Origin of the sequence: Halomonas sp. BN3-1, assembly GCF_003056325.1 — a bacterium.
Lineage (GTDB): Bacteria > Pseudomonadota > Gammaproteobacteria > Pseudomonadales > Halomonadaceae > Halomonas > Halomonas litopenaei.
In genome coordinates, this window is sequence record NZ_PYVV01000016.1 from 104100 (window position 1) to 121796 (window position 17697).

Here is a 17697-nt window from a genome sequence, read left to right on the forward strand (position 1 = left end):
ATGAGTCGCCACCAGCGCAAGCCTCTGTCCGAATTGATCGCTCGTCTTCTCCGCCAGCCCAGGCGTGCTCGTCGTGCCCAGGCAGAGCCGTCCCGGTTCGTGTTCGAGGGACTCGAGCCACGCATGCTGATGTCGGCGGACCCGCTGACTGCCAGCGTGGCCGGTGGCGCCGAGATGACGTTGCGGGTGGTCGAGGAGAACCAGCAGCAGGTGCTGCAGGTGGTCGAACTCGACGAGCAAGGCGTCAGTCAGGTGGTGGCCTCACGCGGTCTCGATGAGGCCAAGGCCAGTGGCGGCGTGGTCATCCAGGGCAGCGACGCCCAGGACATCCTGCGCGTGGACCAGAGCCTGCTGGGCCAGGCGGATGGTCTGCTGGTGAGCTTCCAGGGCGGCGACGGCGACGACGTCCTGGCACTCGAGCATAGCCAGGGGCTGACCATCACCTTCGCGGGGGGCGAGGGCGATGATCGCATCGAGGGCATCCAGGGCAACACCGAGTGGCAGGTGAGCGCCGATGGGGCGGGCAGCGTGGACTGGTCGAGCACCACCACAGCGGCGCGCAACGATAGCTGGCTCAGCTTCACGGGCATCGAGACGGTCAACGCCGCCTCCTATCGCCAGGGCGACGACGGCGTGCTGTCAGCCACGGACGATGCCGCTCGGCACCGGCTCTCGAGCAGCCAGGACGGGGCGCGTTGGTCGCTTTACGACGAGGGCAGTCTGGGGCTTGGCAATATCGCGTTCAACGGCATCGACCGACTCGATGGTCGGGCCGGCCAGATCCTCGACTTCAGCGACTTCTCCACCTCGGTAGAGGTCGATCTGGGGACCGGCAAGGCCACCGGCTTCGTCGGTATCGACGGCTTCAATCACATCATTGGGACCGGCGGCGACGACCGCCTGATCGGTGATGTCACCTCGCAGATCGACACTATCCTCGACGGGGGTAATGGCAACAACCTGATCGTCGGGGGCGGCGGCGACGATACTCTGAAGGCCGGCGCCGGTCGCAGTACCCTGGTGTCGGTGAGCGGCAGCGATCGCTTCGAACAGAGCGAGCTGGGCAGTGAGTTCACCCCCGAGGAGGCCGAGCTGACCTATGTGGTGCAGCGCGCATCCGGGGACATCAACCTGACCAGCGCTGGCGCCACCGCGACGGTCACCACCGGCGACGGCAGCCTGAGCTTCCAGCGCCAGCCGGTGGAACTGGTGCTGTCCGCCGCGGGGACCGGCCAGACGCTGAACGCCAGCGGCTACTCGCTTTCTGGCGTGACCTTCCAGAGCCTGGATGGCGCCAGCAATAGCCAACTTGTCGGCAGCGCGCAGGATGACCGATTCGTGCTCAGCGCCGGGGGCGGCAGTGTCCAGGCCGGTGGCGGCAACGACCGCATCGAGGCCAGCGCCGACGCCGACATGACCCTGACCGATACCGCGCTGAGCGTGACCGGCTGGACCAACTGGGTATTGGGCGACGTCGAACTCGCCACCCTGGTGGGCGGTGCTTCTGCCAATATGCTGGACGCCTCTGCGTTCAGCGGTTCGGTTCAGCTGGAAGGCGTCGCCGGTGACAACACCCTCAAGGCCGGCGCCGGCGACGCGGTACTCCTGGGCGGCAGTGGCAACGACACCCTGGTCGGGGGTGTCGGCGACGACGTGCTGTTCGGCAATCGCGGCAGCAACAGCCTCGATGGTGGCAGCGGCAGCGACTCGGTGCTGGGCAGTACTTCCCACAGCTTGCGTCTGTTCGGCGGCAGCGGCAGCGCCACCCTGGTGCGCGGTGACGTCGCCGAGGAGCGCGAGCTGGTGTGGTCGCGCAGCGCCGGCGAGACGGTGGTCTTTCACTTCGCCGGCGAGCAGACAGACGCGTTGGCCTGGGACGCCGACGCCCTGGCGGTACAGCAGGCGCTCGAGGCGCTGTCTGCGGTGGGCGAAGGCAACCTGCAGGTGGCCCGCGAGCTGTTCGAGTCTGCTGGTGAGCAGCAGGTACGCTGGCGCATCAGCTTTATCGGCGACTTCATGGCCGTGGCCGACGATGGTGCCTTCGCCAAGGCGCTGGTCGGCAGTGGTCTGGCGCTGGGAGCTTCCGGGGCCAGCGCCACGGTGACCTCGACCCAGGTGCGCGCTCGGGAAGCGGGGCGTGACAGCCTGGCCGGCATCGAGCACGGCATGCTGCGTGCCGAGTTTGGCGACACCGTGCTCGACGCCAGCGGCTTTGCCGGCAGTGTCTATCTCCAGGGGGGCAGCGGCAACGACCTGATGATCGGTGGCGAGGCCACGACCCAGTTCGTGGCGGTAGCCGGGGATAACGTCATTCGTGCCGGGGCTGGGCAGAACGAGATCCGCGGCGGCGTCGGCCAGGATCGTCTGGAAATCGTCCTGGCCGATGGCCAGAACGCCGTCAATGTGAGTGGGGACAGCTTCAGCATCGATGGCGGGACCGCGTCGAGCTATCGCGATATCGAGGCGCTGACGCTGGTCGGCAACGCCGGCGCCAACACCCTCGATGCCAGCGGCTGGCACGGGGTCGGCGAACAGACCCGGGTCACTGCGCTGATGGCCGCTGGCGGCGCCTCCAACGCCGAGATCGAGACCTTCCTCTCGGCGCTGGGCGATGCGATTCCCGGTGCAGAAGACTTTGCCAGCCAGGCGGAGTACGAGTCCTACCTGGCGCGTTACGTCACCGGTAGCGAACTCGAGAACTCCGGCGCGCACCTGAGCTTCACCCTGCAGAATGGCGTGACGCGGGCGCTCAATGTGGCCGACGCCCGCACCCTCGGCGACCTGCTGGTGCTGCTCGGCAGTGTCGAGGGCCTGACCGCGAGCTTCGATGGTGCCAGCGGGCGTCTTGTGGTCACCGACACCACCACGGGAAGCGCGAGCTTCGCCGTCAGCGCCGACGCCACCGCGAAGATCCTGACCGATGCACTCGGCATGGGCGTCAGTGGCGACAAATGGCAGAGCACCGCCTTGAGCGGGGCCGGCGTGGTGCTGGACGCCAGTGCCGGCGGCAGCGATGCCCTGATCGGTAGCCGTGGCGATGACCGTATCGTCGTCGTGTCCGGCGCCGCCAGTGTCGACGGCGGCGCCGGCACCGACAGCCTGCTGGCGGCGGCGGGCGACTCCATGACGCTGACCGATGGCGGGTTGGTCGTTGGTTCGGCCACAACCACGCTGTCCGGGATCGAGGCGGCGCGCCTGAGCCTGACCGGAGGCGCCGACAAGACCCTGACGGCCACTGCCTTTACCGGCGCTTTGGCCATCGATATCGCCGAGGCGGCGACCGACACCATCGTGAACGCCAAGCCTGGCGATCAGGTCGAGGTGGAACTGGCGGCGGGGAGCCTCGCCCGGCTCGACGACGTGACCGTCAGTGAGGGCGCCAGCCTGGTGGGCTACTGGGATGGCGACGCCTCCCTGTCCAACGTGACCAGAACGTTCTCCAGCAGTGTCGAGTTACGTGCCGACGGTGCCTTGACCCTGGACAACGTCGATCTGAGCATGAGTGATCCGACGCTGGGACACGATCTGTCGATCCTGGCGCGTGAGCTGACGATCGGTGGCGATAGTGTGATCGATGCCGGTAGCGGCGAGTTGCACCTTGGCGCGCAGTTGTTTCAACCCCTGCTGGCGCCTGCCAATGGCCTGGTCGACGTGGGCCTGTTCGACCTGTCGGTGGATATCGACAAGGCCACGCTCAAGGGCGGGGACGTAACCATCGATGCGCGTCTGGTGGATCCCGATCGCGACTGGTTCAACCTGCGCACCGGCGTGGCCTTCCTCGACCAGGGCATCGATACGGCGCTGGACTTCCTTCAGGGACTGTCGCTGTTTGGCAGTGTCTCGGTGATGGTGGCCGAGGTCGCCATCGATATCGGCTCCGACGCGGTCATCACCGCCACCAGCGGGGACATCACCGTCGCCTCCGAGCTCGACATCAGTACCGAGGTGGGCGCCAGCAAGGCCTGGGGCCTGGGTGTGTCGGTCAGCACCCTGATCACCCGCTCAAGTGTGCACGTCCACGGTACCCTGAGCGCCGCCAATGACATCAACCTGAGCAGCAGTGTCAGCACCGCCCAGAGCGTCTCTGCTGAACCGGATGGCCTCAAGGGCGTGGCCGGCGCGGTGGCGGTCAGCGTGCTGGTCAGCGATTCCCGGGTGATGGTGTGGGAAGACGCCAGCCTGAGTGCAGGCAATGATCTGGTGGTTGCGGCGACCAGCGTGGAGGAAAACGAGACCTCCGCCAGTTCCGCCCCTGACAAGGGCAAGGTCGGCATCGCCCTGGCGATCAACGTCGAGACCAGCAACACCGAGGCGCAACTGGCCGGTGACGTCAGTGTGGGCGGCGATCTGACACTGAGCGCCGAGACCTCCCAGGGCGAAGACCACGGCGGTACCAGCGCCAGCGCCGGTACCGCCCCCGGTGGTGGCCCCGATAGCCTTGTCGACGGGGCCACGGCCAGCGCCGAGGACCTGTCGCCGACATCGGTGATCGGCAACTTTCAGGAGGCGCTCAGCGGCGTCATCGGTGACAAGATCAAGGAAGGCATCGCCGACCGCGGGCCTGCCTCCATCGGCGAGCACTTCAAGGAATCCCAGGGCCAGCAGAAGAACGCCCTGGACGTGGCCGCCGCCCTGGCGGTCTCGGTGGACATCAATCGTGCCGAGGCCCGCCTTGGCACCAGCGTGACGCGACTGGGCGCCATCGCCTCCCAGCGCAGCGACATCGAGGTGGCCGGCGCGGTCAGTGTCAGCGCCACCAGCGCCCACCGCCCGGCGGTCAGTGCAGAGGGCTCCGCTACCGGCGTCGACCCCAACAAGAAGGAAAAGGAAGAGAGCTTCACCGACAAGGTGCTGGGCAACACCCTGATCGGCAAGCTGCGAGACGCCGCGGCGGAGTCCGAGGTCCAGGGCACCGACAGCGCCAAGGATCAGAAGGAAGACAGCCAGGTAGCCGATGTCGGTGTCGCCGGCGGCTTCGTCTTTGCGCTGCAGAACAACCATGCCGATGCGGTGGTCGAGGGCCTGGTGGACCTGGACGCCGGCGATGCCATCAGCGTCACCGCCGAGAGCCTCAACAGCGTCGATATGGATAGCCTGTGGGGGCGTCACCTGTATGTGGCGGGCAAGGCCCTGGGTGAACTCGATGGCACCTACGACCATGCAAGCGCGGAAGGTACGGCAGACCTGGCCAACGGCGACAAGGTGCTGGTGGCCGATGACCACCAGCGCGGGGGCGAGGCCGGCCTGATCTATCAGTTCGAGGGGGCCGACGTCAGCGGTGTGGATCTCGCCAGTGAAGACTTCAGCGACGACAGCCGCTGGACTGCCCTGAGCTCGCCGTTGCAGACCCGTATCGAGGAATTCGTCGAGGCGCTCAACGCCTTCACTACCGGCAATCTGGGGATCAGCGGCAGCTTCGACAGCTGGACCGTGGCCACCGCCGAGGGGGGCAAGCTGGCCATCGCCGGTGCCGCCAATGTCTTCCTGGTCAATCAGGACAGCGAGGCCCGCATCCGCGAGGGTGCCCGGATCAATCTGGGGGGCGCCACCGATGTGGCCAGCGTCACACCCAGCGACGAGCAGCAGGTCGAGGTCATCGCTCGCAGCGACAACCACCTGCTGTCGCTGGTCGGCAATCTCAGCTTGCCGACCTTTGCCGGCGCCGACGAGGCCAGCGCCGAGGCCTGGCGTGACGCCTTCAAGAGCGATATCGATACCATCAAGTCCGGGTTCGCCGGCATCCAGTCCGACGGCAGCGCCATCGGTGCTTCCATCGGCGTGCATCTGCTCGGCGCGGATACCCGTGCGGTCATCGAGACAGGTGTGGCGCTGGTCGCCAGCAGTCTGGACGTGCGCGCCGACAGCGACACCCTGCTGATCGGGGCGGCGGTGTCCGGTGGCAAGGCCGACAAGGTCGCCTTCAACGCCACCTCAGTGGCCAATATCGTCGACAACACCACCCTGGCGCAGATTCAGGACGGGGTATCGCTGAACATTGGTGCCGTCTCGGTGGACGGGGCCAGTGGGCCGGCGCTCAGGGTCGGCGCCAACGACGACACCTACGCCTTTGGTATCGGCGGCAGCGTCGCCTCCGGCAAAAGCGCTGGCGTCGGTGTATCGGCGGTGGTCTCGGTGATGGAGCGCGACACCCGAGCGGTGATCGGTGGTGTGACCACGCCAGCCAGCGCCAGCGGTAGCATCACCGTAGGAGGTGATCTGCTGGTCGAGGCCAATAACGGCGGGGTGGTAGCCAACCTCGCCCTGGCCGGAGCCAAGGCGGGCAGCAGCGGTACCAGCGGGCTGGATTCGGCCGGTGACGCCAGCGGCTCGGGCGCTGGTGGTGGTTCGGCTGGGGGCCGCGCCACCAAGGACGACCCCAACAAGTGGCCCAACAACCAGAGCAACTATGACAGCGTGCTCAAGGAGTTGAGTGGCAAGCTCGGCGGTGCCGCCAAGGCGTCTTCCGGCGGCAGCGGCGGCACGTCTTCCACCTCGTCCGGCGGTGACCAGAAGGGTAGCTTCGGCCTCGGTGTCTCGGGTTCGGTGGTGGTGAATATCGCCGACTATCGTACCGAAGCCCTGATCCAGGGGATCGAGACGCTGAAGATTACCGGCAAGACGTCGGTGGCCGCCAAGGACAGCAGCCACCTTGGCATGCTGGCAGGTGGCGCGGCGCTGTCGCTGGGCAGCAGTGGCACCCAGGTGGCGGTGGCCGGGGCCGCTGCCCTGGCCTTCGACAGCGGCATCACCCGGGCGCGGATCGATCGCGTCACTTCCTTTGATACGGGCGGTCTGGCACTCAGCGCGGCGCGTGAGGGCTGGACGGTGGTCGCTGCCGCCGGTGTCGCCGTCGCTTCGGGCGCCAAGGGCTTTGGTGTGGCCGGGGCGGCCAGTGTGCTGACCTCCGCTCGCACCGTCGATGCAGGGCTTTTGAACATCCAGTCCGGTGATCTCGGGGACGTCAGCGTGGTGGCGCGTGACGCCGCCAACGCGGTACTGATCGCCGGCGCGGTGGCTGGCGCCGGCAAGGCCGGTGTCGGCGGGGCGGCGGCCTTCGCCGATATCAGCCACGACGTCGACGCCCATGTCGAAGCGCTGGGCAGTGCCAGCGAGTCGCTGGTGATCGGCAGACTCTCGGTTCAGGCGCTCAGCGATACCCTGATCATTAGCCTGGCCGGTTCGGCCGGCATCGGTACCGGACCCAAGGGGGTTGGCCTTGCGGGGACCGCCGCGGTCAACCTGATCGACAATGCCACCCAGGCACGTGTGGTCGACAGCTTTCTGGACAAGGGCAGTGACGCCCTTGCGCCGGCGCCGAAAGTGGAGATCAACGCCGAGGACAACAGCAGTGTCTGGACCCTGGCCGGCGCCGTCGGTGTCGGCGGCACCGCCGGCTTTGGCGCCGGGGTGTCGGTCAACAGCCTGTCCAATCAGACCCAGGCCCTGATCAGCGGCGGCGTCATCGCCAACGCCGGCGCGGTGTCGGTGGTAGCGGCCAACACCGGTCTGGTGCGCTCGCTGACCCTGGGGATCGGTGCCAGCACCAAGTTCGCCGGGTCAGGCAGCGTCTCGGTCAACCAGATCGCCAATACCCTGCGCAGTTCAATCAGCAACGCCAACGTCTCGACGGTGGGCCAGGTGCTGGTGGCCACCCGCGATCGCGCCGAGCTGGTGGCGATCAGCGGTGCAGGAGCCGGTGCCGGCAAGGTGGCCCTGGCCGGCAGCGTCTCGGTCAATCTGATCGACAACGACAGCCAGGCGCTGATCCAGAACTCCACCGTTACAGCTGGTGGCGATGTGGTGGTGGACGCCGAGGCCAGCAGCCTGGTGGTGTCAGTCGCCCTTGGAGGCGCCGGGGCCGGCAAGGTGGGCCTCGCCGGTGCCGTCAGCGTCAATCTGATCAAGGGCAAGGTGGAGGCGCTGATCGACGGCGGTCGCGTCGAAAGCAGTACCGGTGATATTCGCATCCAGGCCACCGACAGTGCCCAGGTGGTGGTCGTGGCCATCGGCGCCGCGGGCGCCGGCACCGTGGCCGGCGGGGTCAGCAGCGGCACCGTTCAGGTCGACAACGCCATTGTGGCCCGGGTGACGGGGGCCACCTTGATCGCCGGTGGTGACGTAGCCGTCTGGGCGGGCCTGGCCGAGCGCAGCGGTCGCGCCGCGCTGGAATTGTCGGCACTGGGACTTGAGGTGGACCCGGCGACCCAGGGCACCGAGACCAATCCGAGCACGGGATCATCGGATATTGCCGCCCGGGACATGTCCAACATGGACTGGACCGCCGGGGTGATCAACCTGACCATCGCCGGTGCGGGCGCCGGCAGCGTGGCCGGCTCCGCTGCGGTGGGGCTCAACTGGCTGCGCTCCAGCGTGCTGGCCGAAGTCTCGGGCGGCGCCAGTATCACCGCCGCCGATAGTGTCAGCGTGCTGGCCCAGGACAAGAAGGGCCTGGTCAACTTCTCCTTCGGCGCCGCTGGTGCCGGCAATGCGGCGGGGGGCGCGGCGATCGCCTTCAACTATCTGGGAGGCGACCCCAGCGATCCCTCGCGCACCGTCGACAACACCAGCGACCAGAACGTCGACGCCAGCGAAGACGCCTTCATTCTCCAGGGCGAGCGCAGCGACCACGGCTACAGCGTGGGCCAGATCGCCGCCTTGATCGATGCCTCCAGTGTGACCGCCACCAGTGGCGACGTGCTGGTGGACGCCCGTTCCGAAGCCAGCATGCTCAACATTACCGCCGGCGGTGCGGGCGCCGGGGCGGTGGCCCTGGCCGGCTCCATCGGCATCAACTTCATGCAGAATGATGTACTGGCATCGATTGGCAATGGCGCCGTGGTCAGGGCCAGCGCCGGTGACGTCAGCGTGCATGCCTCGGTGGCGCCGATCATGATCAACGTGGCCGGCGCGGCGGCTGGTGCCGGCTCCGTCGGTCTTGCCGGCGCCTCGGCGACCAACGACATGGCGTCGGCGGTGAGCGCGAGCATCCTCGGGGCGAGCACCGAGGTAACGGCGGGTGGGCGCGTCGACGTCAAGGCCGAGCTGATTCGGATCACCGATGTGCCTTCGGTCAAGGTCGATGACAGCCTGATACCGCCAGAAGACTCAGACGAGAATCGCCCGGCGACGCCTGGGCAGGGCGACCAGGTGTGGAGCTTTGCGCTGGCCGGTGCCGGTGCCGGCAAGGTGGCGGTGGCCGGGGCGCTGTCGCTCAACTGGCTGCGCGGCAGCGTCACGGCGGTGATCGACCAGGCCACGGTCTCGGCGACGGGAGACATTGCCCTGTCGGCCAGCGATGATCTCGGCCTCAATGCCTTTACCGTGGCGGGGTCCGGTGCCGGGGCCTTCGCCCTGGCCGGTTACCTGGCCTACAACTATATCGGCGGTGATCCGGACGACCCCACCAGCGACAGCGCCAACCGTATCCACGCGCTGATCAAGGGCGGCGCCAGCGTGGCGTCCAGCGACGGCAAGGTCAGCCTTTCAGCGGTCTCATCCTCGAGCATCAGCGCCTACTCCCTGGGTGGTGCCGTGGCCGGTTTCGCCGCACTCAGCGGTACCACCTCGCTCAATTTCACCCGCAAGGACGTGGTCGCCGATATTCGCGACAGCGCCACCGAGGTGAGTGGCGCCGGCGGCATCGCGGTAAGCGCCAGCGACACCAGCGCGATCTCGGCGGCCAGTGCCCAGGTCAACGTGGCGGTCAAGGGTGGTGCGGCCGGTCTTTCGGTGGCCTATCTGGACATCGACAACAGCATCCTGGCCGGTAGCCAGGGCGCCACGCTCGACTCGAGCGGCGGCGATATCGCCATTGATGCCCGCTCGCGCTCCACCAACCTGATCGTGATAGCCGGTGTCAGCTATGGCACCTTCGGCGCAGGTGCCGGCAACGCCGGCAGCTCGTTGATCAACAACACCAGCGTCGCGCGCATCGACGGCGGCAGCGTCGATGCCGCCGGCAACGTCAGCGTGGTCAGCGACAGCAAGGACGTCAGCACTATTACCCTGGGCACCGTCAGCGTGGGTGCGGTGGCGCTGGGCGGTGGTGTCGGGGTCGACCTGCTGGGCAGCACCTCCGAAGCCTGGATTGGTGGTGGAGCGCGCGTCAGCGCCGGCGCCGGCGGTGCGGCCGTATCGGTGCGCGATGACTGGAACAATGGCTGGACGACAGACAGCCACAAGGGTGTGGTGGTGCTGGCCACCAGTGAGGTGTCCTTCACCAGCGTGGCGGTGACCGCGGCGGGCGCCGCCGGCAATGCCTTGGCGGCCAATGTGGTGGTGGATGGTGTCACCGGCGCGACCCGCGCCTACATCGACAAGGCGCGCATCGACAGCACCGCGGACGTGGTGGTGCGGGCCTTGCATCGTGGCGACGCCGACAGTGGCGGTGGCGCGGCGGCGGTCAGTGGAGGCAGCTCCGGCGCCGCTGGTGTCGATGTCACCCTTTTCCAGCACAAGACCGAGGCCTTCATCAGCGGTGACGGCTTCGACCATTCGGCTGAAAGCGACGGCCTGATGGTCAAGGCTGGCGGCGACGTGGCGGTGGAGGCCCGCGCCGACGTGAGCTTCCTGTCCACGGTGATGGGGGCGGCGGTGGGCCTCAACGGCGTCGCCGGTGCGGGATCGGCCAGCGTGGTCGATCTGTCGCTTGAGACCCTGGCCTATCTCAAGGACGTGGAGGTCGCCGGCACCAACGTGGCGGTACGTGCCGACAACGACGTGGACGGCCGCTTTATCGTCGGTGCGGTGGCCGGTGGCTCCGTCGGCTTTGGCGCCTCGCTGGCGCTGGGGTTGCTCAACCCCGAGGCACGAGTGTCGCTGGACAAGGCAATAGTGACTGCCAGCAATGATATCGCGGTGTCGGCAAGCCAGCGCCTGGATCTGGGGATCACCGTAGCCACCGCCGGTGGCGGTGCGGTCGGTGTAGCCGGCGCGGTATCGGTGATGACGGCGGATGCGGTGACGCAGGTGCTGGTGTCCGGCGATAGCGAGCTGAACGCCGGCAATGACGTGCTGCTTGAAGCATCCACCACCACCCTGGTCAATGAGCGCAGTGGCCCGGCCGGCTATCTGCAGGGGGTCGGCGCTGCCGCCGTCGGCGCGGCGGGCTTCGGTGCCTCGGTGGACGTCATGGTGCTGCGCGAGCAGACCCGTGTCAGTGTGGCGGATGGTGCGCAGATCATCGCGGGGGGCGATGTGACCGCCGAGGCCAGGCTGTCGCGTACCCTCAACTCCACGGTGATCGCCTTTGCTGGCTCCGGCTCTTTGAGCCTGAGTGGCGCCATCTCGGTGATCAGTCTGGGCAAGGGGCTGAGTGAGGAGAGCTTCGAGCGGGTCGAGGACCTGCAAGACCTGGTGAGCGATACCTTCGCCGGCTTCCAGAGCGGCGAGTTCGCCATGAAGGCCGAGGCCGAAGATTCTGATTCCGGCACCGATACGCCGCTGGACAGCGACGAGCAGGCGGCGTTCGACGGTGACTTCGATCGTCCCGACGATGCCGGCAACCACAACAAGGCCAACCGCACCTCGACCAACAGCGCCTTGAGCACTCTGACCGCTGGTCTCTCGGGGGATACCCTGTTCGACGTCAAGTCGCCTCTGAAGGTAGGTGACACCGCCGCGACCCTGGGACGTGGCGTGACAATCACCGCCGGCGGGGACGTCAGCGTCAAGGCCAGCGAAGCCCTCAAGGTGCAGACCCTGACCGGCTCCGGTGCGGTCAGCGGTGTTGCCAGTGTCGGCCTGTCGGTGGGTGTGGTCGAGCTCAACGGGGCGGTGACCGCCCAGGTGGGCCATGGCTCGACCCTGGATGCGGCGGACGCCATCAAGGTGGCGAGCGACTACGACGGTGACGTGTCGATCAGCGCCTATGGCGGTTCGGCGGCACCCAGCATCGCGGTGGGTGGCCAGGTGGCCATCCTGCTGGATCGCACCCAGCAGCTTGCCTCGCTGGAAGGCGCTACGAGCGCCGCTGGCGGCACCCTGATCAAGGCGGCGGATCGCGTCGATATTGTGGCCAGCGCCGATCGCGACTATTCACTGAGGGCTGCAGGTGGGGCCATCGGCTTGGTGGCCGCAGGCGTGTCGGTGGGCACCGTCGAGATCAGCGGTGCGACGAGGGCCTGGGTCGGCGAGCATACCAGGGTGGGCGAGAACCAGAGCGTCGGTTCGCTGAACGTCTCGGCCACGAGTATCGATCGGGTCGCGCTGGAGGTGGTGGCGGTGGCCGCCGGGATGGCCGGCGGCAGCGCCAACGTGGCCTTGGTGACCCTGTCCCAGGAGGTGCAGGCGTGGATCGGTGACGGCGCGCGGATCTCGTTGTCTGACGCCCTGAGCATCAACGCCAGCCTGACGCCTGCGGTACAGATCAAGACCCTGGGGGTATCGGTGGCGGCGGGCGTCGGCATCGGCGTCTCGGTGGTCGAAGGAGAGCTCAAGGCCAAGGTGCTGGCGCGGGTCGGCACGCCTGACTCCAGCGCGGCCCATGATATCCGCATCACCGCCGGGTCCATGGACGTTGCCGCGTCCCTGAATACCCTGGCGAATGGCAACAGTCTGAGCGGTGAGGCCCTGGGTTCCGCCGGGGGGGCGCTGTTGGGCGTCGATGCGACCCTGGTGACGCTCAAGGACAGCACCGAGGTGGTGGCAGAGATCGCTGACACCTCCCTGGAGGACGGCAGCGGTAGCCTGCGCGAGAGCACCAATATTGCCATCGCCGGGCGGCTGGACGTCACCAGCGACCTGATCTCGCGCCTCTCTGGCAAGTCCAGCAGTATCGTCGGCGGCCTGGTGGCGGCGGGTGCCGCCAAGGTTACCGTCGATCAGCGCACCGTCAGTCGTGCGCGCATTGGCAGCGGCAATGGCATCCTCGCCGGAGACGCCAGCGTCCGTGCGAACGGGCAGCTGGAAGCGACCCTCGACGCCCTGGCCGGCAGTGGCGGTGTGGCCGCCGGCGCCGGCGCCGCCACCCACGTCACCCAGCATGCCACCACCGAAGCGCTGATCGGCGCCGCCGAACTGCTGCTGGTGAAGGCTGCCGGCAACAGCGGCCTGCTGACCGTACACGCCGATCAGAGCTTCGACGTCGACGCCCGCATCATGAGTGTCTCCGGGGGCGTGTTCGCCGGAAGCGGTGCCGAGTCGCGCTACTGGATTACCGCCAATACCCTGGCCGAGGTCGGTGACAAGGCGCTTCTCAAGGCTGCGGCGATCGACGTATTCAGCGATACCCGGCTGGACAAGCAGCGTCTGGCAGGCACCGACGATGGCAATATCCGTGGGGTGGCCGGTGGTGCGGTGGCCGGCGCCGGCGCCTCCAGCGTCGCCCGTCTCGATCTGAATACCCGAGTGGTGGTCGGTGCGGGTGCGTACCTGCACACCAGTGACGGTGATCTGCGCCTGGCGGCGAAGAACCAGGTGGTGTTCAAGGAGAAGGTCAACCTGACCGCCGGCGGCCTGGCCTCCGGCGCCGGTATCACGGTGGACATCCTGACCACCAATCTGGCCGCCAGCGTCGAGATCAAGAGCAACGCCGAGCTGGTCAGCCAGGGCGAACTGCTGATGTCGGCCCGTGGCGGCGGCGACCTGGCGGCGACCCTGCTGATGGATACCTATGGCGCGGCCACCGTCGGGGTGGGCAGCGCCAAGGTGGTGGTGACTCCGGACAACAGGGTCACCGTGCGCGGTGGTGCCAAGGTGTCCGCGCTTGGCAATATCGATATCGTGGCCGGTGGCAGTGCCCAGGGCGAGCGTGATCGCTACGCGGTCAGCGCGGTGCTCGACAGCTTCGCCGGCAGCATCATTCCGATCGATGACCTCAACGCCCTGGCCAAGATGGACCAGACCAACCGCATCGAGGTGGCAAGCGGGGCCGAGGTCATCGGTGCGCGGGATATCCTGCTTTTTACCGAGCGCTTTGGCTTCAGCGACATGGAGGCGCGGGCCAAGGGCGTCAACTGGCTGTCGGCGGTGGGCAGCGCCATCGACGCCGCCCTCGGCAGCGGCGGCGCTCAACTGGTGGACGGCGATGTCGAGACCGACGCCGACGCCGACGTGATTATCGACGGCCGGGTGGAAACCGGCCTGGGGCGCCACAAGACGCTGGTGCTCGGGGTGATCGACGTAACGCAGGAACAGCAAGACATCGCGGATCTCAATTCGCGCATCAATGCCCTCGCAGAAGCGCTCAACAGCACCAGCCTGACCCCCGCCGAGCGCACCCAGAAAGAAGCCGAAATGGCAGCCCTCGAGGACCAGCTAGCGGCCAAGGTGGCCAATAGTGGCAACTATATCGTGGCCGAATCCGGCCATGACGATATTGGTTTCGCGGTGAGCGTCACTCCGGGTCAGAGCGGACTGGTCGACGAACTTCAACGCATTCGCGAGGCATACAACGTCTATCGCAACTCCGGCAATACCCGGCTGGTCGACTTCTACCAGGGCGAGATCGCGCGCCTCGAGCAGGCCCTGGTCGATGAAGGCTATGGCGAGAAGGTCAACGGCCAGCTGATCGTCAGTCGGGTGGACGAATTGACCATCACCCTGGATGACGTCTGGGCCCAGGCGGGGGCGGTCTACGTCTACGCCGACGACTTGAGCGGTGACGGCGTTGTCGAGGCGCCCACCGACGCCAGCATCACCATCCTCAACAAGGCGCCCTCGCGCATGGTACTGGGCGATATCGAGATTCCCCAGGTTACCGGGGGGCTCTACCTGAACCTGACCCAGGTGGCTTCCAGCGCCGAGATCGACGCCATCAACGCGAGCGTGAGCGCCGGCTTGAAGGTGGAGGGAGACCCTGGCGCTCAGAATGGCCAGCCGCGCATCACCGTGGTCAACAGCTACGGTGTTGCCTTCAGCGAGGACGACGCCAACCAGAAGAAGATCCGCGACGTGCTGATGGGGGCGCTTGGCTACAGCGACGCGGAGTCGCTCTACGACCGACGAATCTTTGACACCGCTCCGCCCTCGAGCCTGGTGTTCGGTGGGCTGACCCGCAATATTTCCGGTGAGCTGATCGGCTACGCCAAGGGATCCATCTCGGTGGAAAACGAGATGCGCGCTGAAAGCATCCTGTTGAGCTCGCCGGGCGAACTGACGATCAAGGGGCTGTCACAGTTCAACCCCGGGGGTAATGCGGATGCTGCCGCGGTGCGAGCCGATGGCGACGATGGCGCAGGGGCGCTGGACGCTGATGCGCTATCCGCGATCGCCAACAGCGCTAGCGCGAGCCCACAAGTGGAGGCGCGCAGCATCGTCATCGATGCCGAATACGTCAACCTCAACGGCTATATTCGTGCCGGCGTCGACGGCTACGACCTGACCATCGGCGCCGCCGATGCCCAGCGTATCGCCGACCACATCCGCAGCGGCTCCAGCGGTAACCTGACGCTGTCGGCGTCCTCCGGCGACGCCCTGGTGATCTTCAATGGCCATACTCGCCAGATAGAGGTCACCGGCCTTGCCATCAGCGGCGGCAAGCTGGATATCACCGGTCACATCGCCAATACCGGCAACGGCAAGCTTGAGGTGCTGGGGGGCTATGGTGCGATCAATATCACCAACAACACTTCCTACACCCTGGCGGTGGGGGATCTCGACGTCAGCCGTCATGGCGAGGGCTATCTACGGATCGCCGACAAGTACAAGGGTTCCAGTACCAATCCCCTGGTGACCGAGTATCGCTACGACTTCGCCGATCCTGGCAAGACCTACAGCTATACGCCGGACAGTGATGTGCGCTACGGCTTCAGCGTGGTCCAGGACAGCTCCAAGCGACGTTATGCTCAGACCGCCTCCAGCGCCTGGGCGGGAATCGACGCCTTTGCCGCCGACCCGGATACCCTGAACTGGGGCGAATCCGAGATATCGCCTGGGCGCCTGCAGGATTCGCTGTCCTACTTCTATACCAGCACCGAGACCGGTTATCAGTACAACAAGAGCGAGGTCAATGCCAGCGAGTGGACCGATCCGCAGCTCGTCGACAAGTGGTCGACCAGCACCTGGTATGGCAAGAAGACCCACTACGCCAAGTTCGTCCAGGAACAGTCGAGTCAGATCCTGCACACCCACTCGGTGGCCGCCAACAAGTCGGTGGATATCAGCTTCTTCGGCCAGGCTACGGGTTCGATCAATATCGATTCGGTGGGCGACGTGGTGGTGCTCGGGGATCTGGCCAACTACAACGGCGAGACACGCATCGACAGCGATGGCCAGATTCTTCACTACAATGACCCGACCCGTGATGTGCGGGTCTCCGGCGCCAGCGTGGTATTGCGCGCAGCGGACGGTATCGGTGATGGTTCGGCGTTGAAGCTCCTGTCCATCGAGGGCGCTGGCGGCGCTGCGGCGATGACCATGACGGTGGACGCCGTGACCGAGCGTGGTCCGCTGAATCTGGCGCACGAAAACGCTGACCTGATCGTGCTGCGCGCCCACAGCGGCTGGGGCGACGTCAGCCTGTCTGCCGAAGGCTCACTCAAGGCGGGCAGTGCCCTTGGCGGTGTCCACGTCAAGGGCAACAACCTGAGTCTGGCGGCCGACGATGCGATCGGCTCCTTGGCCGCCCCCCTGACCCTGGCCCAGCACGCCGATGGCCGTCTCAATGCCGTGGCCGGTGGCGATATTGCCATCGATCAGCTCAGCGGGGACCTGGGGATCGAACGGGTCGAAAGCCGCCTGGGCGACGTCTGGGTGCGTGCCGCGGGGAATCTGCTCGACCGCAATGACGCCGCCACGGTCGATGAACGTACGGTCGAGCAATTGCGTGACGGCGTCTGGTCACAGCTCAATCTGGTCGGCAGCGCCGCCGAGCAGAAGATTCAGGACGCCCAGGACGACCTGGCAACCCGCAAGACCCAGGAGTACAACACCTACTGGAACTACCGCCAGGCAACCTCCGACGACTGGATCGGCGGCTTGGCCGATGGCACCAGCTACAGTGTGCTCAGCGTCGACAGCGGGGCCATCCTGCTCGGTCTTGTGCGTCAGATCAGCGATGGTAGCGGCGGCACCCTGGAAGTACGTGACGAGCTGCGCCTCAGCGCGCCGGACATCGCCGCCGGTGATGCCCGCGTCGAGCATCGTTTCTATCGGGCCGATGGCAGCTACTTCACCATCGACAGTCTGACCGACCTCAGCGCAGAAGGGTTGATCCTGGCCTCCGGGGCTGGCGTGGCCCAGGGCAACACCTTGACCTACCGGCGTGTGGCGTTCTACGCCAGCGATCAGGTGATCAGGCTGTCCCAGGCGGAGCGTGACGCCTATCGTCAGCGTTTCGCCGACCAGGGTCTCGACGACGCCCAGATCGAGGCTCGCCTCACGGGCATCGAGTCCGATCGCACCGATATCTACCACGAGCTGTATGACGTCTACGGCAGTGCGACCGAGTACCAGGACGCAAGCTTCAAGGTCACCCTTAGCGCGGCAGAGAAGGAGCAGGTGCGCGGCAGCATCAAGGTGTGGACCGAGCAGGAGCTGCTGTCGCTGATCGGCGCGGGCCTGTTGCAGGAAACCACCGATACTCGCACCGAGATTCAGGAACCCAACGTGATTGCCGGGGGCGATATCACCCTGATCGCCGGCGACAGTGTCGGTGTGGCCCGCGGACGCGAGCTGCTCGACATGTCAGGTGGGCTGACCGGGCTCTCCGACGAGCAGCGGGTACTGCTGTCCGCCGCCGAACGGGCCGATGTCACC

At 66.8% G+C, this 17697-nt stretch carries 1 protein-coding gene (cut by a window edge); it reads left to right on the forward strand.

What is annotated here, in order from left to right; all coding sequences use genetic code 11:
• Positions 1 to 17697 carry the 5' portion of an LEPR-XLL domain-containing protein gene (locus C9F12_RS19385; RefSeq protein WP_108449914.1) on the forward strand. Its footprint extends 12537 nt past the window's final position, so the window shows 17697 of its 30234 coding nt (coding positions 1-17697); it begins with the start codon at positions 1 to 3; the stop codon falls past the right edge of the window.